Consider the following 26092-nt stretch of genomic DNA (forward strand, 5'->3'; position numbering starts at 1 on the left):
GCGGGGCCGCGCGCGGGGGGGGGGCGGGGCGGGGCGGGGCGCGCGCCCCCCCCCCCCCCCCCCCCCCCCCCCCCCCCCCCCCCCCCCACGCCTCCTTACCGCTCCCTCGACAGGCCCGGGACCCCGGCCCGCGTGTCCGACGACGCCCTCACGCATCGACCGGGGGCGCCCCCGCGGCCCCGGACGCCGACGGCTCACCGCTCTCAGGCGGTGCGGGGCGCGGTGTCGGCCAGGTACTCGATGGCGACCGACGTGCCGCCGGGCTTGTGGGGGACGCCCGCCATCCGCAGGCCGGCCTCCACACCGCCCAGGGTTCCCAGAAGGGTGAGGTCGTTGAGGTCCCCCAGGTGCCCGATGCGGAACACACGGTCGCTGAGCTTGGTCAGTCCGGCGCCCAGGGACATGTCGAACGCGTCCAGGACCACGTTCCGGAAGGCGTCGGCGCTGTGTCCGTCGGGCATCAGCACGGCGGTGAGGACCGGGCTGTGCTCCTCGGGGACTCGGCAGAGCACCTCCAGGTCCCAGGCCTCCACCGCCCGCCGGGTCGCCTCGGCGTGCCGCTGGTGCCGCGCGAAGACGTTGTCGAGCCCCTCCTCGTGCAGCATGGCCACGGCCTCGCGCAACCCGTAGAGCAGGTTGGTCGGAGGTGTGTAGGGGAAGAAGCCGCCGGCGTTCGCGGCGATGATCGGCTCCCAGTCCCAGTACGCGCGGCGCAGCTGGGCGGACTCGGCCGCCTCACGCGCCTTGGCGCTGATCGCGTTGAAGGACAGGCCGGGCGGGAGCATCAGCCCCTTCTGGGAGCAACCGACGGTGACGTCCACGCCCCAGGCGTCGTGCGCGTACTCGGCGGACCCGAGCGAGGAGATGGTGTCCACGAGCAGCAGCGCCGGGTGCTGGGCCCGGTCCATGGCGGCGCGGATCTGCGGGATCCGGCTCGTCACGCCGGTGGAGGTCTCGTTGTGCACCACGGCGACGGCCTTGATCGTGTGGCCGACGTCGGCCCTGAGGTGCTCCTCCACGACCGCCGGGTCGACGCCGCTGCGCCAGTCGCCGGGCACGAAGGTGACGTCCAGGCCGACGTCCCGGGCCAGGCGTGCCCACAGGGTGCCGAAGTGGCCGGTCTCGAACATCAGCACGCGGTCACCGGGCGAGAGGGTGTTGACCAGGGCCGCCTCCCAGGCGCCGGTCCCCGAGGCGGGGTAGATGACCGCGTCGGCCTCGGTCCGCACCACCGACTTCAGGCCGTCGATGACCTCGCGTCCCAGTCGGGCGAACTCCGGTCCGCGGTGGTCGATGGTGGGGAAGCTGATCGCGTTGAGCACCCGGTCGGGAACGTTCGTCGGACCGGGGATCTGGAGGAAGTGACGTCCGCTGGTCATGGTGATCCACTCAGCTTTCGCATGTCGAAAGAATCTTGTCGATATACGGAATTGTTCGCTCCCCGCTCGCCCGTGTCAAGCATGTCAACGTACGAATCCACATTTCGCATAGCGGATACTTGCTACTGCACTGTGGAATCATCTAGGGTCCGTGTTATCTGGCACACACCTTGACTCTGGGAGGCCGACCGTGGCCGCGACATCGCAGGTGAACACCGGAGAGCGTGGAGCCCGCAAGGAGCTCGAACACGCGCTCGGCAAGGTGGTCGGCGGGGAGATCCGCTTCGACGCGTACACACGCCACATGTTCGCCACCGACGCGAGCATGTACCAGATCACCCCCGTGGGAGTGGTCTTCCCCCGGGACGCCGACGACGTCGTGGCGGTCGTGGAGACCGCCCGCGAGCACGGCGTCCCGGTGCTGCCCCGGGGGGCCGGCACCAGCCACTGTGGCCAGACCGTCGGCAAGGCCGTCGTCCTGGACTTCTCCCGCCACATGAACAAGGTGGTCGAGCTGCGCCCCGAGGAGGGGTACGCACGCGTCCAACCCGGCCTGGTCCAGGACGAGCTCAACCAGGCGGCGGCTCCGCACGGGCTGTTCTTCGCCCCGGACACCTCGACGAGCAACCGGGCCACCCTCGGCGGGATGATCGGCAACAACTCCTGCGGATCCCGCTCGGCCGCCTACGGGATGACCATCGACCACGTGCGCTCGCTGCGCACCGTTCTGGCCGACGGGACCCTGACCGCCTTCGGCGTGGCCGACGACCGGGAGATCGCCGCCGCGGCCACCCGGCCCGGGATCGAGGGCGCCATCTACCGGGAGCTCCCGGGGATCGTCGACGGCTGCCGCGACGCGCTCGCCCGTCAGCCCCAGACCTTCTGGCGGCGGGCCGGGGGCTACCGCCTCGACCGGCTGGCCGAGGGCCCCTTCGACCTCGCCAGGTTCGTGGTCGGCTCCGAGGGCACCCTGTCCGTGCTGACCGAGGCCGAGGTCACGCTCACGACCAAGCCCGCGGCCACCGTGATGGTGGTCGGGCACTTCGCCTCCACCGAGGCGGCGATCGGCGCCACCGACGCGGCCATGGCCGCCGGCGCCGCCGCGATCGAACTCGTGGACAACTTCATCCTGGACCTGGCGCGGCGCTCACCCGAGCACTCCCACCTGATGCGCCGCCTGGAGGGCGAGCCGTCGGCGCTGCTGTTCGCCGAGTTCTACGCCTCCGACCTGGCGGAGGCCGACGCCGGGGCGGCCGCCCTGCGCAAGCTCTGGCGGTCCGAGGGGCACGGCTACGCCGCCGTCCAGGCGACCACCGCGGCCGAGCAGAAACCGTTCCGCGCCCTGCGCAAGGCGGGACTGGGCCTGCTGATGGCGGCAGGCAAGCCCTCCGAGCGCTCCGTCGCCTTCGTCGAGGACACCGCGGTACCGCCGGAGCACCTCGCGGAGTACACCCAGCGCTTCGCCGCCGTCCTGGACCGGCACGGGCTGCGCGCGGGGTTCTACGGCCACGCCTCCGCGGGTTGCCTGCACGTCCGGCCCTTCATGGACCTGAGCCGGCCCGACCAGGTCGAGACCATGCGAGCCGTCGCCGAGGAGATCTGCGAACTCGCCCTGTCCTACGGCGGCGTCAACTCCAGCGAGCACGGCGACGGTCTGGCCCGCAGCGAGTTCAACCGCAGGATCTTCGGTGACGAGGTCTACGAGGCGATGCGCGCGGTCAAGCGCCTCTTCGATCCCGAGAACCTGATGAACCCGGGCAAGGTCGTGGACGCGCCGCCGATGACGGAGAACCTGCGCGCGCCCCAGCAACGGACACCGCTGCCCCTGGTCACCCACTTCGACTTCTCCGCGACCGGCGGGATGCACGCCTCCGCGGACCGGTGCGGCCGGATCGGCGCCTGCCGCAAGCCCGCGGAGTCCGGCGGGGTGATGTGCCCGTCGTTCATGGCCACCCGCGACGAGGAGCACTCCACACGCGGGCGCGCCAACACCCTGGCCAAGGCCCTGTCCTCGAACGACCCGCGGGCCGCCCTGGCGGACGAGCGGGTCCAGGAGGTCCTGGACCTGTGCCTGGAGTGCAAGGCGTGCAAGAGCGAGTGCCCCATGTCCGTGGACATGGCCACGTTCAAGAGCGAGTCCCTGTCCGCCCACTACGAGCAGCACGGGACGCCCCTCCGCGCGCGGATCTTCGGCGGGATCCGCACACTCAACACCCTGGGATCGTGGGCCGCCCCGCTGTCCAACCTCCCCGGTCGCATCGCTCCGCTGCGCGCCCTCGCGCAGAGCGTGGTGGGGATCGACCGCAGGAGACCGCTGCCGCAGTTCAGGCGCCGCAACCTCGTCCGATGGTTCCGTCGGCACACACCCGCGACGTCCGCGGGCTCCGCCGGGGAGGTGATCTTCCTGGCCGACTCCTTCACCAGCTTCACCGAGCCGCACATCGGCGCCGCGGCGATCGAACTGCTCGAGCACGCCGGGTACCGGGTGCGCATGGAGCCGGACCTGTGCTGCGGGCGGTCCAAGATCTCCAAGGGACTGCTCGACAGCGCCAAGAAGGACGCCTCCCGCCTGGTCGCCCGTCTGGCCGACGACGCCGCGCGGGGAACCGCCATCGTCGGATGCGAGCCCTCGTGCGTGACCACCCTCATGGACGAGCACCCGCAACTCCTGCGGGACGAACGCGCCTCGGTCGTCGGCGGCCGGGCCGCCCTGGTCGAGGACCTCCTCGCCGACGCCCTCGACGACGGGCGGCTGCGCGTGCGCGAGGACGCCGAACCGGTCGGTGACCTGCTGTTCCACGGGCACTGCCACCAGAAGGCGGTGACCGGCACCGCCTCGACCGTGCGCCTGCTGCGGCACCTGCCCGGCGTCGACCTCACCGAGCTGGACGCCGGCTGCTGCGGCATGGCCGGGTCGTTCGGCTTCGAGACGGAGCACTACGACCTGTCCCTGAAGATCGGCGGGCAGCGGTTGTTCCCCGCCATCGAGGCCGCGCCCGAGGCGGCGGTCTGCGCCACCGGCGTCTCCTGCCGCCAGCAGATCGCGCAGGGGACCGGGCGCACCGCCCGGCACCCGGTCGAACTCCTCCACGAGGCGGTGTTCGGCCGCTGAGAGGGGCCTGAGCCGCGTCCCCGAGGAGGGGGAGGAAGGGCCGTGTGCGCGAGCATCGCCAGTGTCGCGCGCCATCCTCCTCGGGGACGCACCCCTTTCCCCGAGCGCCTCCCGGGCGATCAGCGCCGTTCTCACCCGAGACGCCGGTCCACCGCGGCAGGCTCCCGCGGGCCTTCCGCGCAGGGCGCGGCCCGGCGGGATCGGGTCGCCGCTGGGACGCGGGGTCCGCTCGGACACGCCGGGGGAAGGGAACACGGCGCCTGGGAGACCACGGGATGAACTCCGGGCTGAGGTTGCGCCAACGGCCCACTTGTCGGCCTTGTCCACCCTCCAGGCAACGGCAACATAACGGAATGCGCCCGAATCTCGTGTGGCGTGCGACGCCACCAACGACCCCCCGACCGGGAGACGGAGCCGAACACCCGCATTCCGCGTCCCGGGGCGACCGCCGGTTCCGCCCCGAGGTGCAGGGACTGCGCGCCGTGGCCGTGCTGCTGGTCCTCGTCTACCACCTGGACCCGCGACTGCTCCCGGGCGGCTACGTCGGCGTCGACGTGTTCTTCGTGATCTCCGGCTTCCTCATCACCTCGCTCCTTCTCCGCGAGGCCACGGAGCACGGCCGCGTGGGACTGCGCCGCTTCTACGTGCGGCGCGTGCGGCGGCTCCTGCCCGCCTCGACCGTGGTACTGGTGGCCACGGGCGCCGCCGCGCTCGTCCTCCTCCCCGTCACCCGTCTGACCGACACCGCGTGGCAGCTGGTGGCCTCCGCCGCCTACGTCGAGAACCTCTACCTGGCCGACCAGGCCGTGGACTACCTGGCCGCCGAGACGCCGCCCAGCCCGGTGCAGCACTTCTGGTCGCTGTCGGTGGAGGAGCAGTTCTACGTCGTCTGGCCGTTGCTGTTCATGGTGTGGGCGCTGGCCAGGCGGCGGCTGCGCGCCTCCACGGGACTGCTGGCCGCGATCCTCGGCGCACTGTTCGTCCTGTCCCTGGCGACGTCGGTCCTGCTGGCCCTGGAGGGGACCGCGGCGGCCTACTTCCTTCCCACGACCCGGGCCTGGGAGCTGGCGGCCGGAGGACTGCTCGCGGTCGCCCTGGCCAGAGGGAGCCTTCCGGTCCGGCTGCGGCTTCCGCTGGGCTGGCTGGGCCTGGTCGCGATCGCGGCGGCCGCCGCGTTCTACGACGAGGGCACGGTCTTCCCCGGGTGGGCCGCGGCCCTGCCCGTCCTCGGAGCGGTGGCCGTGATCGCCGCCGAGGACTCCCCCGGTCTGCCCGCCGCGTCGGCGGTGCTGGGGACGGCCCCTGCCAGGTTCGTCGGCGACATCTCCTACTCGCTGTACCTGTGGCACTGGCCGCTCATCATCCTCACCCTCGCGGTGACCGGGCGCGAACGGTTGGGCGTGCTCGACGTCGTGCTCGTCGCCGCGCTGTCCCTGCTGCTGGCGTGGGGGACGAAGGTCTGGGTGGAGGACCCGGTACGCGAGCGCGGCCTGGTCCCGGACGGGCGCAGGGCGCTCGCCGTCGCCCTGGCCGGCCTGCTGGCGGTGAGCGCCGTGGCCGCGGTGGGTCTGGTGCGCGTGGAGCGCTCCGGTTCGGTGTCCTTCGACCCCGACGTGCACACGGGTCCGGCCGGGATCGACCGGTCGTCGCCCTCGTCCGGCGCACTGATGTACCCGGCGCCGCTGGACGCCGCCGAGGACCTGCCCGCGGTCTACGACGACGGCTGCCAGGCCTCCCAGGACGCGACGTCACCGGACGCCTCGTGCGTGTACGGCGTCGAGGACGCCGAGCGGACGGTCGCGGTCGTGGGCGACTCGCACAGCGCCCAGTGGATCCCGGCCCTGGAGGAACTGGCGCTGGAGCGGGACTGGCGGCTCGTCGTCTTCACCAAGTCCGCGTGCGCGTTCACGGACACGATGACCGCCCAGGGGGATTCGGGTCCGTACGAGGAGTGCCGGACGTGGAACCGCGCGGTCGTCGAGGAGCTGCTCGACCTGCGTCCCGACCTGGTGTTCACCAGCTCGTCCGCCATGGCCGACCCGGCCGAGGACGTGTCCGGCAGGGACGCGGAGGCCCTGATGGCCGAGGGCATGAGCCGGTTGTGGGACCGGGTGGGCGAGACGGGGATCGACGTGGTCATGATCCGCGACACCCCCCGCACGCGGGAGGACGTCCTCGAGTGTCTGGCGGCCAACGTGGACGATGTGTCCCAGTGCGACCAGTCCGAGGACGAGGCGCTGCGGCTCCCCGACCCCCAGGAGACGGCCGTCCGGATGATCGACGGCGACGCCGCCCTCATCGACCTCAGCGACCGCTTCTGCGCGCGGGGCACGTGCCCGGCCGTGGTCGGGAACGTGGTCGTCTACCGGGACTCCCACCACATGACAGGAACGTACTCCCGGATGCTCAGCACGGTCCTGGGCGAGCGGGTGGACGCGGCGCTGGGCTGAGGCGGGCGGCGGGCCGCACTATCCCGGACCGGGCGGACCGTGCGGGTCGCCGTCGACCTCCGCGACCTCGGGGAACAGGCCGCGCAGACGGCTCGCGACCTGTGTGAACCCTCTCTGTTCGAGGACGCGCACCTGGTCCCGTGCGAAGGCCGTGCGCCCGCCCGCGTCCGGCGCGGAGTCGATGAGACCGCGGAGGATGGCCACCTGGACGTCCTGTTCGGCGGCGTGGGAGCCCGTGCGTTCCTCGGCCGGCCACCAGTAGCTCTCGTATCCCTCGCCGTCGACGTCGCTGCCCGGCCCGGGCGGCAGGGACGCGTCGGGGCCGTCGAAGGGCGTGAGCTCCTCGAAGTCGGGGTCGTCGCCGGTCGGACCGGGCTCGGCGCGGCCCGGCGACGGTATCGGCGGGGGCAGCAGCGCGGAGAGGTCCTCCTCGGCGTCGCGGATCGCCTCCCGCAACGCGCGGTCCTTGCGCAGGGCCGCCATGCCGCGCAGACGCCCGGCGTCCTCGTCCGGCAGGCGCAGGCGCACGTCCTCCGCCCACACGACGATTCCGGCGCCGGTGACCGCCCGCTCGACGGCGAGCAGCGCCCCCAGTTCGGCCTCGGCCAGGCCGTGGTCGACGGGGTCGACGCCCCGGGCGAGTTCGGCCGCCCTGGTCACGACGGCGTGCACGGCCGGACCCGCCGGGTTGCGCAGCCGCAGGTCCACGTGGCCCTCCCAACGCCAGTGCACCACCGCGGAGAAGTCGAGACGGTGGTCCTCGGCGGCGCACGCCAGCGCGACCGTGCGCACCCGGGTGCCCGTCGACCGCGCGTCCTCCGCCCCCGGGGACATCCGTCCGTGGGCGTCGGCGCCGTCCGTGCCCGCCTCGCCGGGCACGTCCGCGCCCGCCGGGGGACCCGCCAGGACGGCGACGGCCAGGAGGACCGCCGGTACCCACAGCACGGCCCACACGGGTGGGAGGAGGTACACGGCGCAGGGGACGGCGAGGGTGGCCGCGGCGACCGCCATGACACGCGGACGGAGGACGGGGGACACGTGGTGCGTCTCCTCTCGCGGTGCGGCGCCGGGAAGCGGGGCCGCACCGAAGGGATCGGTGCGGTACCGCCTCACGACAGTGTGCCCGAGTCGGCGAGTGGTGGGGCACGAAACGCCCCTGAGCGACCGCGGCGATGTCGCCGCGGGTCGCACACGCGCCCGTGACCGTCAGTCCTCCGTGAAGCCGTTGTCCTTGAGCCACTGGGGGTCGGGGGCGACCGCCTGGAGGATCTCCACGTGGATCCCCTCGGGACCTGCGACCTGGAAACGGCGCTGCCCCCAGGGCTCGGTGACCAGGTCGAGGACGAACTCCGCTCCGGCCTCGCGCAGCCGCGCCGCCTCGGCGTCCACGTCCGGGACGAGGAAGGCCAGGAGCGCACCGGCGGCGTGCTGGCCGCGCAGACCCTCGGGCGAGGACGCGTGGCCCCGGTCGACGAAGTCCAGGGACAGGTTCTTGTGCTGTGCGTGCTGGGTGCTGACGTACCAGCCGATGTCGACGCCGACCTCGAAGCCGATGTGCTCGGCGAACCAGTCGGCGCAGGCGCGCGGGTCGTCGCAGAACAGGGCGGTGCCGACGAGTTCGATGTTCACGGGGCCTCCAGGGGTCGCCTCTTTTCACTACGATCAAAGTACTACATCAATAGTTGATCGGCAACGGCGAACCCCTCCCGACGCGAACGCGCCCGAGGGGAGCGGAGTCCCCTCGGGCGCGCGGTGGTCGGTCGGCTCAGTGGCTCGTGGCCGCCTGCGGGTTGGCGCGGTGGAACGCCTGCTGGGCCTCGTTGTCCCGCTCCCAGCGGACGAAGCGCTCGCTCTCGCCGAGCAGCATCGTGGTCAGCCAGACCGCGACACCGACGTCGTCGGCCACTCCGATCACCGGGATCATCAGCTCGGGCAGGAAGTCGATCGGGGAGATGACGTACAGGAACAGGGCCAGCATCCCCGCCAGCTTGGCGCCGCTCAGTTCGGGGTACCGGCCGCTGAGCCTGGCCCCGACCATTCTCGGAACCGCACCGGCCCGCCTCCACACGGAGATGCGGCTGTCGGTGTTCTGGATGACCTGCCAGGCGGCCGCTCCGGCCGCGGCGCGGTTTTCCTTGCGCATCGCTCGTCTCCTCCGGCAAGGGGGCTTCTCACGATATGACGCGAACCTCGACCGATTCGTTCCCCGTGACCCCGACCACGAACCCCTGGCCCTCAGACGCCCGCCGTCTGCGGCTCCGGTTCCTCGGTCTCCACGACCGACGCCGGCCGGGACGCCTGGCGCCGGGCACGCCGCCCGAACATCGGGGACACGGCGACCAGCACACCGGCCAGGGCCACCGAGGTGACGAAGATCAGGCCGGGCTGGAACTGATCGAGCATCTGGGCGGCTCCGCCGCCGGTGCCCTCGCCGGTCGCGTGGTCCACCGCGATGATGGCGGTCGTGACGGCGAGGACGAGCGCTCCGCCTACCTGGGCCGAGGTCTGCACGAGTCCGGCGGCCAGCCCCTGCTCGTCGTCCGCTACACCCGCGGTGGCCTGCACGTTGATCGCGGGGAAGGCCAGCGCGAAGCCGACGCCGAGCAGCAGCGCGGTCGGCAGGAGCATCGGCAGGTAGGAGAACTCGGCCTCGACCCGCAGGAACAGCAGGTAGCCGACGGACAGGGCGACCAGGCCTCCGACGATGAGCACGGGGGTGCCGAAGCGGTCGATGAGGCGGTCGGCGAACGGCGCGCTGAAGGCGACGAGCAGCCCGGCGGGAAGCAGGGACAGCGCCATCTGGAGCGGGCTCTGCTGCAGGGCCTGCTGGAGGAAGAGCGTCAGCAGGAACTGGAAGCTGATGAAGGAGCCCATCAGCGCCACCGCGCCGACGTTGGCGCGGACGAGCGTGCCGCTGCGCAGGATGCCGAGGCGGACCAGGGGGAAGCGGACCCGGCGCTCGACCCACACGAACAGGGACAGCAGTGCCGCGACGCCGGCGAACGACGCCAGGGTGATCGGGTGCGCCCATCCGGTCTCGGGCGCGGTGACCACGGTGTACACGAGCAGCAGCATGGTCGCGGTGAGGGTGGCCGCGCCCACGAGGTCGTAGCCGCCGCGGGCGCCGGGGCGGTCCTTGGGGATGAGGGCGAACCCGGCGACCAGGGCCAGCAGGGCGAAGGGGGCCCCGAAGAAGAACGTCCAGCGCCAGCCGAGGGACATGAGCAGTCCGCCGAACAGCAGACCGGAGGAGAAGCCGCTCGCGCCGAAGACGGTGTAGACGGACAGGGCGCGGTTGCGCTGACGGCCCTCGGCGAAGGTCGTGGTGAGGATGGACAACCCGGTGGGAGCGGTGAAGGCGGCCGCGATGCCCTTGACGAACCGGCTGGCGACGAGCAGGGCGCCGCTGTCCACCAGGCCCCCGATGACGGAGGCGAGGGCGAAGACGCCCAGGGCGACGAGGAACACCCTGCGGCGGCCGAGGAGGTCGGCCGTGCGGCCGCCGAGCAGGAGGAAGCCGCCGAAGCCGAGGACGTAGCCGCTGATCACCCACTGGAGAGTGGCGGTGGACAGGCCGAGTTCGGTCCCGATGGAGGGAAGCGCCACGGCGACCATCGAGACGTCGAGGCCGTCGAGGAAGAGGGCGAGCGAGAGGACGATGAGCAGCGCCCACAGCCGGGGCGACCACCGTTCGTCGTCCCGTGTGGTTCGGGAGGTGCTGCGGGTCTGTGGAGAGGTCATGCGCCGAAACATTACATGCACACGCATCTAATGTCTACGCATTAAATGTCCTTGCATAAAGTGTCACCGCGTGTTAGGATCCCGACCATGCCCCTGACACCGGACGGCGATCTGTGTGAGCGGTGGCGGCAGCTGATGGCCCGCTACCACGACGTCTCGTGCGCGCTGGAGCGGGCACTGAACCAACAGCACGACCTGGGGGTCAGCGAGTTCGAGGCACTCGACCTCCTCGTCAAATCCCCCCTGGGCAAGCAGTTCGTCCACGAACTCCGCGCGGGCATGCACCTGAGCCAGAGCGCGCTCTCCCGCACCGTCGCCCGCCTGGAGAAGCGCGGCCTGGTCGCCCGGGCGATGTGCACCGACGACCGGCGCGCGGTGTGCGTCACACCCACCGAGGAGGGCCGCCGCGTCCACGCCGAGGCCTCCCCCACGCACGCGGCCGTCCTCGCCGAACACCTCGGCGAACTCCAGCCACTGGCGTAACATCCGCCTCCACGGCCGCACCCACGGTGGGCGGTGTGGGAGCGGAGTTGTCCACAGTTCGCGGTAGGCCGTTGAGAGGGCCACCGACGTGCGGCATCCTCGAAGGTGAACCTTCTCCGACCTCCACACCGCCAGGATCCGCCCCGCGCGGGCCCACCCCGTGAACAGTTAGCGGCCGCCCACGCTCTTGTCTACGCTGTGGCCACATGCGGTCACCCCGCGTGTGGCTCGCGGCGGCACACGACCCCATCAGCCACGACGCGATCCACATCGGCCAGCGACGGAGCACCGTCCACCGACCGACGCCCCTCCGACATCCTCCCTCCCGTCTCCGGACCCGCCGCCGCCCCGGTTCCCACGGACCGGAACGCGAGGGCTCCCCCACCCGCCCACACATTCGTTACGATGCGACCGAGTGGCACCTTCGGCGCGGGACGCCGCTCCCGTCCCGAAAGACCCACATGCGCAGAACCAATGGAGCTTGCCCCGTGTCCCATGCCCCACCTCGGTCGACCACGACCGTCGCCCTGTTGGCGGACATCCCGAGTACGGGCCACGTGGGCGAGGTCCAGGCACGACGGTTCCCGATGCACGGCGACGGCATCGGCGAGCGCAGCGCGGCGTTCGTCGACTTCGCCCGCGAGGAGGTCACGGCGGGCCGCAAGGTCGTCGCGCTCCTGCCCGCCTGGCAGTCCGCGGACGCCGAGCGGGCGGTCAACTTCGCCCGCGCGTCCCTGCGCACCGACCACGTCGCCGGGGTCACCGTCGACCTCTCTCCCCTCGCGCTGTCCCTGGTCGCCGACCAGCTCGCCTACCTCGCCCCCTACCTCCCTCCGGGGATGGTCGCCGCGCTCTGCGAGGAGCTGCCCCGGCACGTGCTGGCCGGGGCGTGGCTGCGCACGGTCGCGGGCCTGTCCGCCATCCCCACGTCCTTACGGCAGCACGTGGGGTCCTTCGCCCCGTCGGTGTCCTTCCTCGCCTACTGCGCTCCCACCCCCCAGGTAGGACGCCTACGCCCCGCCGACATCGCGGGCAGTCTCCCCTTCCGGCCCGTCCCGCCGGTCCAGCTGCTGTACTCCACCCCCGACCCCGGTATCACCGGAGTCTTCGACGACCACCTCCCCCAGGCCATCCAGCCGGTGGCCACCCGGTCCCTGCCCGCCCAACCGCTCGGCCCCGCCTACTGGGGCACCGGCAAGTACGTCGAGTTCGTCGCGTTGAGCGCCCACCCGCAGGCCCTTGCCTACGCGGCCAGCGCGATCCGCGCCAGCGCCTGCTCGTGGTGCGGCGAACCCATGGCCGCGGAGCGCTGCCCCTTCTGCTCCGCGACCGCGGCCCGTGTCCCCTCGCCCCAGACCTCCCCCGGGCCCTCCGCCCCGCACGCGCACCACGCCCCGCCGCCGGAGGACCCGACCACCGGTGAGCCCGCGCCCGAGGGCCGGGCGCCCCAACCCGACGCCCCGCGCACCTACTCCCGCTAGCGGCCTCCCCCACACGCGCGGACCGCCCACGACCACACAGGAAACGGAACGACCTCTATGAACCCCCGGCAGCGACGAGGTGTCCTCCTCATGATCGTGGCGGCGATCGGCGCCGTCGCCGTGTTCGCCTCCGTGTTCACCTACCTCACCTCCCAACAGGAGCGGCTGGGCGAGACCGCGACCGTGCTGCGGCTGGCGGAGGACGTGGACGCCTACCAGCCGATCGGCGAGGACTCCGTCGAACGTGTCCAGGTGCCCCGCGTCTACTTCGATCCGGAGGTCTTCATCACCGACCTCAGCGAGATCGAGACCCCCTCCGACCAGCAACTGGTCGCGGCCTCGTTCATGGAGGCGGGCGTCTACCTCCAGCGCGGCATGGTCATGCCCCAGCCGACCCTGACCACGGGCGAGCGCGAGATCGCCATCATGGTCGACGCCGAGACGGGCGTGGCGGGCAAGGTCCAGCGCGGCTCCATCGTGGACATCTACGGCACGTTCGAGGCTCGCGACCACGGGGAGGCGTGCGCGGTGCGCGTCATCACCGAGGTCGAGGTCCTCGACATCGGCGAGCTGCGCACCCAGGAGAACGCCGCCGGCGGCGTCGCCGGGGTCGTCCCGGTGACCTTCCGGCTGGAACCCCAGGACGCGCTCCAACTCGCCTACGCCGAGGACTTCTCGGCCAAGCTGCGCCTGGCCCTGGTCAGCCCCGACGGCGGTGGCTCACCGGGCGAAGCCGAGTTCTGCAGCGGCGACTTCGCCGACATCGTCGGCACCCGGGAGCAGGAGGACGACACCACCACGACGGACCAGCGGCGCGCGCCGCGGGGGGAGTAGACGTTGAGCTTCCGAGTCCTGGCCGGGATGCCCAACTCCGAGGCGGAGATGGTCCTGGCCGCACGCTTCGAGGAACTGGGCACCGCCCAACTGGTGGCCACCCGGCCCACCACGTCCGCTCTGATGGACGCGGCCGGCGAGTTCCCCGAACTCGACGTCGTGCTGGTCCACCAGGACCTGGGCCCGGCGCCGGTGTTCGACGCGATACGGGACCTGTCCCACCGCCACCCCCAGCTGGCGATCCTGCTCGTGTCCACCACCATGGACCCCGACACGTTCACCGGCGCCATGGAGGCCGGAGCGCGCGGCGTGCTCTCCGAGGACGCCGGCATCGCCGAGCTGGAGTCCCGCGTGGCCAAGGCCGCCGAGTGGTCGCGGACGCTCCGCCGGCACCTGGAGTCGGCCTCCCTCGACCTGCCCGCCTCGGGCGTGCGCGGCCGCATCGTCACGGTCAGCGGAGCCAAGGGCGGGGTGGGCACGACCACGTGCGCGGTGCACCTGGCGATGGCCGCCGCAGGAGCGGGGCGGGTGGTCTGCCTGGTCGACCTCGACCTCCAGACCGGTGACCTGCCCGCGTTCCTCAATCTGCGGCACCGGCGCTCGATCAGCGACCTGGTGGACGCCGGGGACGACATCAGCCCGGGCATGCTGGCGGAGACCCTGTACGTCGACCCGCGCGGCCCGCACGTGCTGCTCGCTCCCGAGCACGGGGAGCGCGGCGAGGACGTCGACGCCCGGGCCACCCGACGGATCCTGTCGGCTCTGCGCTCCCGCTACGAGCTGGTGATCGTGGACTGCGGGTCGACCATGAACGAGGCCACGGCCATGGCGGTGGAGTTGGCCGACACCGCCGTGGTCGCCGTCACCCCGGACGTCCCGGCGATGCGCGGCGCCCAGCGACTGATGGCGATGTGGGACCGCCTGCAGATCCGCACCCAGGACTCCGTGTTCTCCCTCGTCACCCGGCACAGCCGTAGGAACGAGGTGCAGCCGGACTTCCTGCGGCAGATCATGGGCACGCGGGTCCTGCGCACCCCCGTCCCGGCCAACTACCGCGCGCTGGAACCGGGCGAGAACAACGGCGACCCGACCAAGGTCACCGACGAGGCGCTGCGCAAGGCCTTCGCGCGCCTGGCCGGGGAACTGAACCTGCTCAACGCGCCCGACCAAGGCGCCGGCGGCAAGGGCACGGTTCCCGCCGTCCAGCCCGGCGGTGTGGGAGCCGCCGCGCGTTCGGCGGCCACCCCCCGGAACGGCTCCCCGTCCACGCGCGACGTGTCCGGCTTCCTCAACGCCGCCACGCCCGAGAGCGCGCACTCCTCGTCCGACGGACACCCGGGAGCACCGCCGGGAACGTCGGGGAACGGCTACCGACCCAGCTCCGGGGTGCCCGGAGGATCAGGTGGGTTCCGTGCGTGACCGGTCCGCGGCCCGTCGGGGCCGGCGTCGGGAGCCCGCCGACCGCCCCCCGCGGAACCACTCGTTCGGCCACCGAGGCCGCCTACGGGCACAGGCCCGTGCGCTGCCGTCCGAAGGCTCGGAGGGCCGCGGGGGCGGGTGCCGAACGCATGCCGTCGCGCCACCATGCCGCGGCGCGGACGGCCGCGGAGGCGGCTGTCGCACGGATGCCGGTGCGCCTCCTCGCCACGGCGCGGACGGTCGCCCGCACCGTGGCGATCGCGGCGGCGTCATCGTGGAGTTCGCCGCCGTCGTGCCGTTCCTCATGCTGGCCCTGGCCCTGGTGTGGCAGGTGCTGCTGCTCGGGATCACCTCCATGTACGCCTCACACGGCGCGGCCGAGGCCGCCCGCCAGGCGGCGGTGACCCCCGACGACCTCGAACGCATCGACGCGGAGGCCCGACGGCGGGTCCAGTCCCCGTGGAACGGGGAGGACGTGCTCACCGTGGCCGTCGTCGAGCGGGACGGCGCCCGGTACGCCCAGGTCACCATGGCGATGCCGGTGTTCCTGCCGGGGACGGACGGGCCTTGGGACATCACCGCCGAGTCCCAGGTCGTCACCGAGGTCGAGCCCATGGGGGTGACACCGTGAACCGGGCGTCCGCGCGGGCACAGCGACTCCTGCTCGGGGGCCGCCCCCTCCGCGACTCCGACCGGGGAGGACCGCTCCTGGAGTTCGCCGCGATGTTCCCGATCCTCCTCCTGGTCTGCGTCATGGCGATCGAGGCCTTCCTCGCCTTCGTCGCGGTCGAGCGTCTGGAGTCGGCGGCCCGTGCCGGGGCACGCGTGGCCGGCGCCGAACAGTTGGCCGGGGCCGAACAGGCGGCCCGCTCGGCGCTGCCGACGTGGCTGGACGACGCGACGATCACGAGCGGCACCAACGACAGCGACGGTTACTACGTGGAGGTCTCGCACCCGGTCCCGATCGTGTTCTCGTCCGTGGGGTTCGACCTGATGCTCACCCGCCGCGTGGACATGCCCCATGTCTGACTCGAACCCGGCACGCGGCTTCCCCGTCGCACGGGACCCCCAGGGAAGGAGTGGAGAGCCATGGGTCTGAAGGACCGGCTCGAGGAGGACCGCGCCAACGAGGGGCGCGGCGACCGCGGGAGCGTGACGCACTGGCGGCGGCGCCTGCTCGAGGAGATCAACCTCGAGGACCTCACCCGCCTGACCCTGGCGCAGCGCCGCGTGCGGCTGGAGAAGGTCGTCGGACACATCCTCTCCCGCGAGGGGCCGGTGCTGTCCGACCGCGAGCGGTCGCTGCTCATCCGGCGGGTGGTCGACGAGGCGCTCGGGCTGGGCGTGCTCGAACCGCTGCTGGCCGACGAGACCGTGACCGAGATCATGGTCAACGGCCCGGACCACGTGTTCATCGAGCGCGGGGGCAGGATGCAGCGGGTCGACGCCGCGTTCAACGGCGAGGAGCAGCTGTACCAGACCATCGACCGGATCGTCTCCCTGGTCAACCGGAGGGTGGACGAGTCCTCTCCGATGGTGGACGCGCGTCTGCCCACCGGCGAGCGGGTGAACGTCATCATCCCTCCGTTGTCGCTCTCCGGCCCCATCCTGACCATCCGCCGGTTCCCCAAGCCCTACCCCATCGACGAACTGGTCCGGATGGGGAGCCTGGACGCGGCCACCGGCATCCTGCTGTCCGCGATGGTCCGGGCGCGGTTCAACATCGTGGTGTCGGGGGGCACCGGAACCGGCAAGACCACCTTCCTCAACGCCATGTCGGCGTTCGTGCCGACCAGCGAGCGCATCGTCACCATCGAGGACTCGGCCGAACTCCAGCTGATGCAGGACCACGTCGTGCGTCTGGAGTCGCGTCCGGCCAACATCGAGGGCAGGGGCGAGATCAGCATCCGCGACCTGGTCCGCAACGCGCTGCGGATGCGACCGGACCGGATCATCGTGGGCGAGGTGCGCGGCGCGGAGACCATCGACATGCTCCAGGCGATGAACACCGGCCACGACGGGTCGCTGGTCACCGTGCACGCCAACTCCGCCGACGACGCGATCCACCGCCTCCAGACCCTGGCGACCCTGGGTGAGGGTCTGGTCCCCTACGACGCGATCCGCGACCAGATCAACAACGCCGTGGACGCCATCGTGCATCTGGGCCGGTGGCCGGACGGATCGCGCCGGGTCAACGAGGTGTCCGTGGTCTCCTCCCGTAGGCGCGAGGAGTTCCGGCTGGACACCGTCATGAAGTTCGAGGCGCTGCCGATGGCCGCCAACCGGGCGGTCGAGGGCGATTTCCGGCACCTGCCGCTGCCCCGGCACGTCGCCGGGCGGATCTACCAGGTGGGCGAGAGCGTCCCGGCAGCGTTCGGCGTGGTACCCGACGACCGTCCCCGAGGTGAGCGGTGAGCCGCCCCGCGCTGCCCGACCGGGCACGCGCGTCCCGTCCACTCCGAAGGGAGCCCCGGTGACCTGGCAGTTCCTGGCCATTCTCGGTGGCCTGGTCGTCGTGCTCGCACTGGCGCTGTGGGCGCTGTGGGAGTTCGTGGCCAGCGCCGAGACACGCCGGCTGATCGCCGCGCGCAGCGCGCTGGCCCAGGCCGAGTACGAGGCGTCGACGCTGTCGGCACGGTTGGATCTGGCGATCCACCGCACCCAGTGGGGCGCCCGGCTGTACCGGCGGATCAACCGCTCCGGCGCGCAGGTGCGGCTGTCGACCTTCGTGGTCGCCCTCGTGGGGGGTTCGCTGCTCGCCGTGATCGTGGTCTGGCAGGTGCTGGCCCCCGTTCTGGGGCTGCTCGCCGCGGGCGGGGTGGCCTTCCTGTTCTTCTCCTACCTGAACCGGGCCGAGGCCAAGCGGCGCGAGGAGTTCACCGCGCAGCTGCCGGACGTGGCGCGGGTGCTGGGCAACGCCACCTCGGCGGGGCTGGCGCTGCCGACCGCGGTGTCGATGGCCGCCGAGGAGCTGGACGGCCCCGCGGGTGAGGAGCTGGGCCGTATGGCCGAGTCGATGAAGGTGGGCGCGAGCTTCGAGGAGGCGGTCGCCGAGCTGCGCGAGCGGATGCCGTCGCGGGAGCTCGGGGTGCTGCTGTCGACGCTGGTCGTGGCGTCCCGCTCCGGTGGCTCCCTGGTCACAGCGCTGCGCAACATCTCCAGCACGTTGGAGAACCGCAAGGAGACGCGGCGCGAGGTGCAGACCATCCTCAGCGAGACGACGAGCACCGTCTGGGCGCTGGGGTTCATGTCGGTGGGTGCCCTGTTCATGATCAACGCCATCGAACCCGGCATCCTGCGGACGATGACCACCTCCGCCTCGGGGGTGGCCGTGCTGCTGGTGGTGGCCGCTCTGTACGCCGTGGGCTTCCTCCTGGTCGCCCGGATCACCAGATTCGACCTGTAGAGGGGCCTGTCCGATGAGTGGCGTGTACTCCCTGGTGCCCTTCGCCGCGGCGCTGGCGTCGACGCTGGTGGCGCTGACGGCCTGCTACGGCGCGTACCTCACGCTGTCCCGCACCAGAGTCCGGGTGGACGACCCCACCGCGCTGCCACCGCGCACCCGGTCGGACCGGACGTTCGTGCTGCACCGGATCACCGAGGCGATCGGGCGGCCGTTCTCGCGCTCGGTCCTGGCCTCGCTGGGTGAGCGGCGGCGCGCGTCGATCAACGAGCGCATCGACGCGGCGGGCCGTCCCGAGGGCCTCACGGCGGAACGCTACGTTCGGCGCAAGATCGGCGAAGTGGCGCTGTACGGCGGACTCGGCCTGCTGATGCTGGTGTCGGGCAACGCCCTCATGGCCGTGATCGTGTTGGCGTTCGCCGGGTTGACCGACCTCAACCTGTATCTGGAGGGCCAGGAGCGCTCGGACCGGGTGCAGTCCCAGCTACCGGACTTCCTGGACGTGCTCGCGGTCACGGTCAGCGCGGGCATGTCCTTCCGCGCCGCGGTGGCGCGGGTGGCCGAGTCGATGCCGGGTGTGCTGTCCGACGAGTTCTCGCTGGCGCTCCAGCAGATGGAGCTGGGCACCTCGCGCCGGGAGGCGTTCGAGGCCCTGCGCAAACGCAACCGCAACGAATCGCTGAGCAAGTTCGTGACCGCGATCCAGCAGGCGGAGGAGCTGGGCGCACCGCTCAGCGACACCTTGGTGGACATCAGCCAGGACATGCGCCGGGCCGACGCCCAGTACATGCGGCGCAAGGCCCAGCGGATGAACCCCAGGGTGACGATGGTGACCGCGGTGACGCTGTTGCCGGGCCTGCTGATCCTCGTCGTGGGGTCCATGTTCCTGGGCACCGAGGTCGACCTCGGAGCGATCCTCGGCGGGTGACCGCGTCTTCCGCGCGGGAGTCGCGCGGAGGACGCGGTCACCGGGCCCTGCCCCGGCTTATCCCCGGGCGGGGGCCGGCGGCGGGAACGGGATGGCCGCCAGGGTCGGGAAGAGCTCGGACTCCTCGTAGTCCAGGTGCGCCTCCAGCTCCCCGGCCATCCGGTCCAGGTCGGCGCGGAACCGCACGGGATCGGCCGTGGACAGGTCCCCGAGCAGTGACTCCAGCTCTCCTCGGAGCCGTTCGACCGTACGGTGCTCGGCGCGCAGCCGCTCCAGAGTCTCCTTCAGCCCGGGGTCGTTCCGCTCCAGGTGGGGGAACACCGTCTCCTCACCGTCGTGGTGGAAACGCAGGGATTCGCAGAAGGCCAGGCAGTGCTGGCGCAGCTGGAGGCTGAGCCCCGGCGTCGCCGGCCCCCCGTTCGCCCGGTCGGCCAGGTACGCCCCGGCCTCGGTCCTCACGTGGGCGAGTTGGGAGCGCAGCCAGGTGTGCACCTCGACGAGTTTGTCGGCGAGGGTGGCCGCCTCGCCGTCGACGAACGGGCGTTCCAGGACCACGACCGGGATCACACGGTCCGTTCCGGCCTGGTAGTCGCCGTAGCCGGGCACCCGGGCGACGATCTCGGCGAACGCCCGGTCCCGTTCCCGCCCCTCCAGGGGCACGGCCACGACACCGAACTCCTCGGTGCCCAGTTCCACGCGCACCATCGGGTGGGCGAGCACGTTGTGGTACCAGTCGGGATGGCGGTCGGCTCCGGCCGCCGAGGCGACGACGAGCAGGCGGTCGCCGAGACGCACGTATCCCAGCGGGGTGGTGTGCTCGCGACCGGAGTGTGCGCCGACGGTGGTGAGGAGCAGCAGATCGCCGCCCTCGAACATGCCGCCGACCCGGCCGCCGCCCGCGCGGAACTCCTCCACGACGGGAACGTTGAAGTCGCTGACGTGGGGTTCGGTTCGGACAAGGGGGTTCTGTGACATACGGATCTCCTTCGACGATGGTGGTGTGGGGCGACCATCCCCGAAGGCGCACGCGGCGGCGCCGGGCTCGCGGGGGGCGGGCGGGGCCGTCCACGGCCGGAGCGCGCGGCGGGTCCGGGTGGCGGCGCCAGGGATCCGGGCGTGCCGGTGACGGTTCGGGGAGGTCGCGAAGGTCGACGTCATGGGCGTGGCGATGGCCTACGCCGACGGGACGGACCTCAGACGTCAAACGCGCTGTGTGCTCTGCTCACGGCTGGCTCCCCAGAACTCAAGGCGCCTCCATACCGCCCGACCGGCCCACTTCTCGTGGTCGGGGGCACGCGGCACCGCGGGCAGCCTACCGGAGGCGGAGGGGTGGGGCCAGCCCCACCGGAATCCGACCGCCCAGCGGGATGGGATGCCGTCGCTGCGCTCCGTAGCGTTCCCCGGGAACGGTTCGAGCGGAAGGACGACACATGGACCGCACCCCTCCGGACGTCCGGACGGCACCCCCACCGACCCGCGCGCTCGCCCCCGACCTGGCCCGGGGGTTCATGCTGTTGTTCATCGCGTTGGCGAACGCCCAGTTCTTCCTGACCGGCTCCGACCTGGTGCGGTCGGCCGCCGACCAGGCGGTGGCGCTCGTGCAGGGTCTGGCGGTGAACGCACGGGCGATCCCCCTCTTCGCGTTCGTGTTCGGGTACGGCATGACGCAGATCCTGGCCCGGGTGCGCGGCGGCGGTGGCGGCTGGGTCCAGGCGCGGGTCCTGCTGCGGCGGCGCGGCTGGGTGATGCTGGCGATCGGTTGCGCGCACGCCGCCCTGTTCCTGCCCGTGGACATCGTCGGAACGTACGGACTGACGGCGCTCGTCTTCGTCGGGATGCTCCGGGTGAGGGACTCTGTCCTCCTCTGGACCGCGGGACTGGTCGCCGCCCTCTCGACCGCCGCCACGGCGATGTTGGCCCTCCTGGTGTCGTCGGGCGGAGAGGGAACGTCGGTCGCTCCCCCGTCCCTGACCCAGGAATCGTTCTGGATCGCCGCCGGTGATCGGGTCCAGGAGTGGCTGCTCTACACACCGGTCACGATGCTGCTGGACACCCTGCCGATGGTCCTGGTCGGCATGTGGGCGGCGCGGCGCCGCGTGCTGGAGGAGCCCGGCGCACACCTCGGCGCGTTGGCGCGCACGGCCGCGGCCGGGCTCGGGACCGCGGTGGCCGTCGGGCTCCCGGACACCCTGGTGACCGCACGGCTGCTCCCGGCTCCGTCGCCGGTCACCACGGTGGTGTTCGCGGTGGCCCATGACGCCGCCGGTTGGGCCGGCGGGCTGGGGTGGGCGTCCGTGATCGCCCTGGTCGCGTGGCGGATCGGCGAGCGGCGCGGCCCGGTCGTGTCCGCCGTGGCCGCCGTCGGCCAGCGCTCACTCACCTGCTACCTGCTCCAGTCCGTGGCGTTCACGCTCGTGTTCGCGCCCTACGGTCTGGGCCTGGGCGCGACGCTGAACTACACGGGAGCCGCGGTGGTGGCCGTCGGCACGTGGCTCGGAACCGTGGTCCTGGCGGGGGCACTGCACCGGTCGGGCTGGCGGGGTCCGGCCGAGGTGCTGCTCCGGCGTCTCGTCTACGCGCGGACCGCGCACGTCCCGAGTCGATGATCGAACGGGTGCGGCACTCCCGCGGGCGCCGCACCCGTGGCGCCGGGGCCCTGAGCTAGGACGCCGTCCCGGTGGCTGCCTCAGGGGCCCGTGCGGCCTCACGGCGGCGCTTCCGGAGAACCACGAGGCCGACGTAGAGGCCGGCCAGCATGACGACGCCCATGAAGGCGAGCATGCCCAACGCGCCCACCTGCGGGCTGACGATCAACGGGATCGCCGCCGCGGTGATCAGACCACCGCCGAAGAACGGCTCGAAGATCAGCTGCTTGTAGCCGAACGCCGGGTAGGCGGGGGTGCGCATCTCCGGGTCCACCACGCGCATGAGCACGAGCCCGGTCGCGGTGACGCCGAGCGACTGGCCGAACTCGCCGATGCCCCGCTCGAACCAGTGGGTGGGCATCATCCGCGGGGCCAGCACCAGGAAGGCGAACAGGCACCACAGCAGACCGGCGACCGTGAGCAGGGCGAAGGCGAGGAAGTTCTCGGCGATGGCGCTGAGCGAGAGCGTGGCCATGGCCGCGATGACGAGGATGTCGAGGGACAGCCCCTGGATCCGTTCGATCGTGTGGTGGTCGACGATGTCGTCGCGGTCGAACCGGTCGATGAACAGCTGGAGCACGATGCCGCCGATCATCGCCATCGGGAAGAGCGGAACGTAGGCCATGATCTCGATCCGCTCCGCCCACAGGGCCTGTTCCAGGGCTTGCAGGCCCATGAGGAGCAGTTGGCCGATGAGCACGGCGAGGGCGACGAGGCCGAAGTGCAGGGTGAGGGGGTCCATGGAGGACGGGTGGATCGTCATGACCGATCCTGAGGTGCGCTTGTCCCGCTCGACCAGACCGGCCTGCTCGTTGCCGGTCCTCTTGGCGTCCGCGCTGATCACGGTGGTCTTGCCGCGCCGGACGCCCCAGTTGATCAGGACGATGCCGACGATGATGCCGGACAGGAGGCCGACCGTCGCCATGCCCAGGGCGAGGTCCTGGCCCTCGGCCCAGCCGACCTCCGCGAAGGTGTTCCCGAGCCCGGCCGCGGTGCCGTGTCCGCCGATGAAGCCGATCTCGATCAGCGCTCCGGCGACCGCGGGCACGTCGAGGAAGGGCACGAGGACCAGCAGGGCGAGCGCGATGCCGATGACGTACTGGCCGCTGGCGACGGTGATCCCGAAGGCGAGGTTGGGACCGGCGAGACTGGCCGCCTCACGCAGCCGGGGCATGCGTTTGCCCAGGAAGAGCCCGGCGAAGACCACGGAGATCAGCAGTCCGGGCAGGGACGACCACACCGCCGTCACGTCGACGCCGAACAGCCCGCCTTCGGCCGCCCGCTCCGTGAGGCCGACCGCGACGCCGCGGTCGGCGAGCAGCCCCATGAGACGCCCGAAGACGTCCGGACCGAGGAGCAGAGCGATGCCGCCGCCGATGATCGACCCGGGAAGGTAGAGCCTCTGCGTCAGCTTCCACGTGACCCGGACGAGTTTCGAGACCAGCAGCAGCACCCCCAGCAGGAGGAGTGCGAGGCCAACGGTGCCAGGGGACATCTCTACCTCTCATGGTTGCACGTGCCGCGCGAGGGCGTGGGAGTCCGACGCCTCCGCACGGAACGGAAGACGGGTCGGCGCGAGGCCCGCGGGGAGACGACGATCGCATGCGGGGTGACAGGGTCACGGCGAACGCCCGGGGCAGCCTATACGCCGTGACCATATGGTGAGCACAGAGTGAACATACCGTCGAATATCGGCACCGAGTACCGAAAGCGGTCCACCACGGGACTCCGACCGCGGACGGGCCGGTGCGGGGCCCGGCGAGCGGGCGTCGGTTGTGGCGGGTCTCACGGGGGAGGGCGGCGGCCACGCCGGCGATCGTGGCGAATCGGCCCCGCGCCCGCCCCCTCCTTCCGCATAATGGCGAACGTACGTGGAACCGCGGCGGTCCTCCCCCGGCGGGGCCGTGCACCGCGCCCCGGACCGGCCCGCCCGCACCACGAGAGGAGCGCGCGTGAGGAGAGTCACGTCGGACCGGACGGGTGTGGACGAACACGGAATCATCACGCACGAGGGCGTGCCCTTCACCGGTGAGTCGGTCTGTACCGGCGCGGACGGCCGGCTGGAGGAACTGGTCACCTATCTCGACGGACGCGAGCACGGGCCGTGGCTGGAGTGGTACCCGGACGGCACGCCGCGCGCGCAGGGTGAGTGCGACCACGAGCGCGGGGTGGTCAACCTGTGGCGTGAGTGGCACGCGAGCGGTCGGATCTCGCTGGAGGAGGTCCGCACCCCCGAGGGGCGCCTGGCCACCAGCCGGGAGTGGGACGAGGAGGGCTCCCTGGTCCGGGACTCGTTCTCCGCCCGCTCGCCCGGCGGTGTGGCCAGGGTGCCCCGCGGCGACCTGGACCAGGGACCGGACGGTGTGCTCCTCGCTGGCGTCCCGTTCACCGGCGAGGCGTTCGCGACCGACGCCTCCGGACTGGTCGTGGCCCTGACGTGCTACGTCGACGGCGCGGAGCGGGGCCCGCGGTACACCTGGCATCCCAACGGCCTGATCCGGTCCGAGGAGCACGTGCACGCGGGGTCGGCGGTCAGCGGGCGGCGGCGCTGGGAGCCCGATGGGCGGCGCGTGTCCGAGGGGGAGTCCGACGGCCCGGCGGACCCGGACCCGCGGCGGGACCGGTACTCGACCGGCACTCCTCACGGCGCTCGGTAGTCGCCGCTCCACGCGTCCCGGCAGGCGAGGACACACTCCAGCAACCCGGGGAACCTGCCCTCCAGCTCCTCGTCCCGCAACGAGACGAAGCACCGCGTGCCCTCGGTCCGGCTCTGGACGACCCCGGCGTTGCGCAGGATCTTCAGGTGATGGCTCAACGTCGACTGGGCGATCGGCAGGTCGATGTCCTTCCACGCCCGTTCGCCCTCCATCGCCGCGAGCATGCGCACGATCCGCAGGCGGGTCGGCTCCGCGAGCGCTGACAGGACCGTGACCAGCTCCACGTCCTCGACGGCGGGATGCGTGTGCTCCCTGGGGGCCAAGGCACACCTCCTCGTGCTGGCCCGGCGGCGGCCGGACGGGATTTGGAACGCGGTCAGGGATGAGTGTAGCTTCGATATTCGATATTCGTCGAACATCGAACGTGCACGCCCGTCGAGCTCGGACCGCAGGGTCCCCCTCCCGGGCGCCCGCCGCGGGAACCGCTCGTTCGCCGGGGGAAGGGGCCCACCATGTCCAGAGTCGCGCTGTCCGTGCTCGACCACGCAACGATCGTCGAGGGCTCCGACCCCGGGAACTCGCTGCGCTCCGCCCGGGAACTCGCCCAACACCTGGAGACCTGGGGGTACACCCGCTTCTGGCTGTCCGAGCACCACAACATGCGCGCCATCGCGAGCGCGGCCACCTCGGTCGCACTCGGGTTCATCGCCGAGGGCACGTCCACGATCCGCGTCGGTGCGGGCGGGGTCATGCTCCCCAACCACTCCCCGTTGGTGATCGCCGAGCAGTTCGGAACCCTGGAGTCCCTGTACCCCGGGCGGATCGACCTCGGCCTGGGCCGGGCTCCGGGAACCGACCCCCGCACCATGCGCGCGCTGCGACGTGACCGGACCGCCTCGTCGACCTTCCCCGACGACGTCCAGGAGCTGCGCGCCTACTTCGAACCGGCCGAGCCGGGCCAGCCCGTCCGAGCGGTCCCGGGCGAGGGGTTGCGCGTGCCGCTGTGGATCCTGGGCTCGAGCCTCTTCGGCGCCCAGCTCGCCGCGCAGCTCGGCCTGCCCTACGCGTTCGCGTCGCACTTCGCGCCGGACGCCCTGTACGACGCGCTCAAGGCCTACCGGACGGACTTCTGTCCCTCCGAGCAGGCGCGTGAGCCGTACGCGATGGCGGGGGTGAACGTGGTCGTCGCCGACACCGACGCGGAGGCCCGGCGCCTGTTCACCTCGATGCAGCAGCAGTTCCTCGGCATCGTGCGCGGCGACCGCGGCCTGCTCCGCCCGCCGGTGGAGAGCCTGGACACGCTCTGGCGACCGGGCGAGAAGGAACGCGTCGACGGGACTCTGCGCTACTCGTTCGTGGGATCACCGGAGACCGTGCGCGCGGGACTGGAGCGGTTCCTGTCCGACACCGGGGTGGACGAACTGATGGTGTCGACGATGATCCACGACCCGAAGGCGCGACTGCGGTCCTACGAGGCGCTGGCGGACATGTTCGACCTGGAGGGGCCCGCCGTGGACCTGGCCTGACCGGAGGGGCGGGCGCGGGCGATCGGTCCGAGGG

Annotated in this window: 22 protein-coding genes; 14 read left to right on the forward strand and 8 right to left on the reverse strand. The window is 72.1% G+C overall.

Features of this window, described 5'->3' with window-relative positions:
- Positions 1 to 203 precede the first annotated feature (203 nt).
- The gene (locus ACIBFB_RS04525; RefSeq protein ID WP_397226130.1) at positions 204 to 1379 is read right to left on the reverse strand and encodes a pyridoxal-phosphate-dependent aminotransferase family protein; all 1176 of its coding nucleotides are present in this window, start codon (positions 1377 to 1379) and stop codon (positions 204 to 206) included.
- A 190-nt stretch (positions 1380 to 1569) separates the two neighbouring features.
- Here ACIBFB_RS04525 and ACIBFB_RS04530 point away from each other — a divergent pair, with 190 nt between their 5' ends.
- Positions 1570 to 4491, forward strand: coding sequence for an FAD-binding and (Fe-S)-binding domain-containing protein (locus ACIBFB_RS04530; RefSeq protein WP_397226132.1), 2922 nt, complete (start codon positions 1570 to 1572; stop codon positions 4489 to 4491).
- 353 nt (positions 4492 to 4844) lie between these two features.
- Positions 4845 to 6941 carry an acyltransferase family protein gene (locus ACIBFB_RS04535; RefSeq protein WP_397226134.1) on the forward strand — a complete coding sequence of 699 codons (2097 nt, stop codon included), beginning with the start codon at positions 4845 to 4847 and terminating at the stop codon, positions 6939 to 6941.
- 18 nt (positions 6942 to 6959) lie between these two features.
- Here the strand turns inward: ACIBFB_RS04535 and ACIBFB_RS04540 are convergent, their stop codons facing one another.
- The 4 genes from ACIBFB_RS04540 to ACIBFB_RS04555 form a co-directional block, all read right to left on the reverse strand.
- On the reverse strand, positions 6960 to 7979 hold the full coding sequence (locus ACIBFB_RS04540) for a hypothetical protein (RefSeq protein WP_397226136.1): 1020 nt from the start codon (positions 7977 to 7979) through the stop codon (positions 6960 to 6962).
- 168 nt (positions 7980 to 8147) lie between these two features.
- Complete coding sequence (locus tag ACIBFB_RS04545; protein WP_397226138.1) at positions 8148 to 8570, reverse strand: VOC family protein; 423 nt, start codon at positions 8568 to 8570, stop codon at positions 8148 to 8150.
- 136 nt (positions 8571 to 8706) lie between these two features.
- Entirely contained in the window at positions 8707 to 9084 is a 378-nt protein-coding gene (locus ACIBFB_RS04550; RefSeq protein ID WP_397226140.1) for a YkvA family protein, read from the reverse strand.
- A 92-nt stretch (positions 9085 to 9176) separates the two neighbouring features.
- Complete coding sequence (locus ACIBFB_RS04555) at positions 9177 to 10682, reverse strand: MFS transporter (protein WP_397226143.1); 1506 nt, start codon at positions 10680 to 10682, stop codon at positions 9177 to 9179.
- An 87-nt stretch (positions 10683 to 10769) separates the two neighbouring features.
- Here ACIBFB_RS04555 and ACIBFB_RS04560 point away from each other — a divergent pair, with 87 nt between their 5' ends.
- From ACIBFB_RS04560 to ACIBFB_RS04600, 9 genes are all read left to right on the forward strand, one after another.
- The gene (locus ACIBFB_RS04560; protein ID WP_397226145.1) at positions 10770 to 11165 is read left to right on the forward strand and encodes a MarR family winged helix-turn-helix transcriptional regulator; all 396 of its coding nucleotides are present in this window, start codon (positions 10770 to 10772) and stop codon (positions 11163 to 11165) included.
- Between the two features lie 488 nt (positions 11166 to 11653).
- Positions 11654 to 12646 (forward strand): hypothetical protein, encoded by a 993-nt coding sequence (locus ACIBFB_RS04565; RefSeq protein ID WP_397226147.1) that lies wholly within the window; start codon positions 11654 to 11656, stop codon positions 12644 to 12646.
- Positions 12647 to 12703: 57 nt separating this feature from the next.
- A complete protein-coding gene (gene cpaB / locus ACIBFB_RS04570) occupies positions 12704 to 13480 on the forward strand; it encodes a Flp pilus assembly protein CpaB (RefSeq protein ID WP_397226149.1) in 777 nt (258 codons plus the stop codon).
- A 3-nt stretch (positions 13481 to 13483) separates the two neighbouring features.
- Positions 13484 to 14899 carry a CpaE family protein gene (locus ACIBFB_RS04575; protein ID WP_397226151.1) on the forward strand — a complete coding sequence of 472 codons (1416 nt, stop codon included), beginning with the start codon at positions 13484 to 13486 and terminating at the stop codon, positions 14897 to 14899.
- Positions 14900 to 15173: 274 nt separating this feature from the next.
- On the forward strand, positions 15174 to 15530 hold the full coding sequence (locus ACIBFB_RS04580; protein WP_397226153.1) for a pilus assembly protein: 357 nt from the start codon (positions 15174 to 15176) through the stop codon (positions 15528 to 15530).
- Positions 15527 to 15928: a TadE/TadG family type IV pilus assembly protein gene (locus ACIBFB_RS04585; protein WP_397226155.1), complete on the forward strand. Its 402-nt coding sequence runs from the start codon at positions 15527 to 15529 to the stop codon at positions 15926 to 15928. Before ACIBFB_RS04580 ends, ACIBFB_RS04585 begins: the two co-directional genes overlap by 4 nt.
- 60 nt (positions 15929 to 15988) lie before the next feature.
- Entirely contained in the window at positions 15989 to 17314 is a 1326-nt protein-coding gene (locus ACIBFB_RS04590) for a CpaF family protein (RefSeq protein WP_397226157.1), read from the forward strand.
- 58 nt (positions 17315 to 17372) lie between these two features.
- Complete coding sequence (locus ACIBFB_RS04595) at positions 17373 to 18305, forward strand: type II secretion system F family protein (protein ID WP_397226159.1); 933 nt, start codon at positions 17373 to 17375, stop codon at positions 18303 to 18305.
- A 13-nt stretch (positions 18306 to 18318) separates the two neighbouring features.
- Positions 18319 to 19230 (forward strand): type II secretion system F family protein, encoded by a 912-nt coding sequence (locus ACIBFB_RS04600; RefSeq protein WP_397226161.1) that lies wholly within the window; start codon positions 18319 to 18321, stop codon positions 19228 to 19230.
- Between the two features lie 57 nt (positions 19231 to 19287).
- Here ACIBFB_RS04600 and ACIBFB_RS04605 read toward each other — a convergent pair whose 3' ends face one another.
- Complete coding sequence (locus ACIBFB_RS04605) at positions 19288 to 20205, reverse strand: nitroreductase/quinone reductase family protein (RefSeq protein WP_397226163.1); 918 nt, start codon at positions 20203 to 20205, stop codon at positions 19288 to 19290.
- Between the two features lie 455 nt (positions 20206 to 20660).
- Between ACIBFB_RS04605 and ACIBFB_RS04610 the strand changes: the two genes are divergently transcribed.
- Positions 20661 to 21836: a DUF418 domain-containing protein gene (locus ACIBFB_RS04610; RefSeq protein ID WP_397226165.1), complete on the forward strand. Its 1176-nt coding sequence runs from the start codon at positions 20661 to 20663 to the stop codon at positions 21834 to 21836.
- A gap of 55 nt (positions 21837 to 21891) precedes the next feature.
- Here the strand turns inward: ACIBFB_RS04610 and ACIBFB_RS04615 are convergent, their stop codons facing one another.
- Complete coding sequence (locus ACIBFB_RS04615) at positions 21892 to 23370, reverse strand: sodium/glutamate symporter (RefSeq protein ID WP_397226167.1); 1479 nt, start codon at positions 23368 to 23370, stop codon at positions 21892 to 21894.
- A gap of 457 nt (positions 23371 to 23827) precedes the next feature.
- Here ACIBFB_RS04615 and ACIBFB_RS04620 point away from each other — a divergent pair, with 457 nt between their 5' ends.
- On the forward strand, positions 23828 to 24532 hold the full coding sequence (locus ACIBFB_RS04620) for a hypothetical protein (protein WP_397226169.1): 705 nt from the start codon (positions 23828 to 23830) through the stop codon (positions 24530 to 24532).
- On the opposite strand, the gene ACIBFB_RS04625 is transcribed toward ACIBFB_RS04620, so the two are convergent.
- Entirely contained in the window at positions 24517 to 24855 is a 339-nt protein-coding gene (locus ACIBFB_RS04625; protein WP_397226171.1) for an ArsR/SmtB family transcription factor, read from the reverse strand. The genes ACIBFB_RS04620 and ACIBFB_RS04625 overlap by 16 nt on opposite strands.
- Positions 24856 to 25044: 189 nt before the next feature.
- Between ACIBFB_RS04625 and ACIBFB_RS04630 the strand changes: the two genes are divergently transcribed.
- Entirely contained in the window at positions 25045 to 26058 is a 1014-nt protein-coding gene (locus ACIBFB_RS04630) for an LLM class flavin-dependent oxidoreductase (protein WP_397226173.1), read from the forward strand.
- Positions 26059 to 26092: the final 34 nt, after the last annotated feature.

Origin of the sequence: Nocardiopsis sp. NPDC050513 (assembly GCF_044457925.1) — a bacterium.
Classification (GTDB): Bacteria; Actinomycetota; Actinomycetes; order Streptosporangiales; family Streptosporangiaceae; genus Nocardiopsis.